Origin of the sequence: Paraburkholderia nemoris (assembly GCF_905221015.1) — a bacterium.
GTDB classification, from domain to species: Bacteria; Pseudomonadota; Gammaproteobacteria; order Burkholderiales; family Burkholderiaceae; genus Paraburkholderia; species Paraburkholderia nemoris.
Map to the genome: position 1 here is coordinate 1 of NZ_CAJNBO010000121.1, position 533 is coordinate 533.

The 533-nt window shown below is 61.4% G+C and carries 1 protein-coding gene; it reads right to left on the reverse strand.

The genetic code is table 11. The annotated features are described in order from the left end of the window. Window positions 1–533, reverse strand: a 533-nt coding sequence (locus KHO33_RS41950; RefSeq protein ID WP_211629353.1) for a transposase, incomplete at both ends; no start/stop codon positions are given.

A 533-nucleotide genomic window follows, 5' to 3' on the forward strand; every position in this document is an offset into this window, starting at 1 on the left:
GCACCACACCTGGCATTCGGGCCATGCGGGTCAGATTGCTCGCAACCATCGTCAGTTTGAAGTGCTGGTCGACGCGCCGGATGCCACGATAGACCGTCTGCCGGATCCGACCGACCGTTTTACCCCAGCCGAAATGCTCTTCGATACGTTTGCGGATGATCTGGCTGATCCTGTAGCCCGCATGCCGCGAAGTGCGACCGTCGATCGCGCTACCACCTTGGCGATCATCGTTGCGCGCGACATGCGGCGTTACATTGCGAGCCCGGCAATCGTTCACGAAGTCGCGGGTGTCATACGCCTTGTCGGCACCGACTGTCTTCGTATGAGCGCCTGGCACGCAATCGAGCAATTGCAACGCGCTCGCCCGCTCGGCAAAACCATCCGCGTGACTGACCACGGCGCCGACCACCAGCCCCGAGCGGTTCTCCATCAGGATGTGCCCGTGGTAGCACAGGATGGCCGGGCTCTTGTGGCTCTTCTTGAACAATCGCGCCTCCGGATCAGTAGTCGACTCGTGCGTGGCATTGCTACGT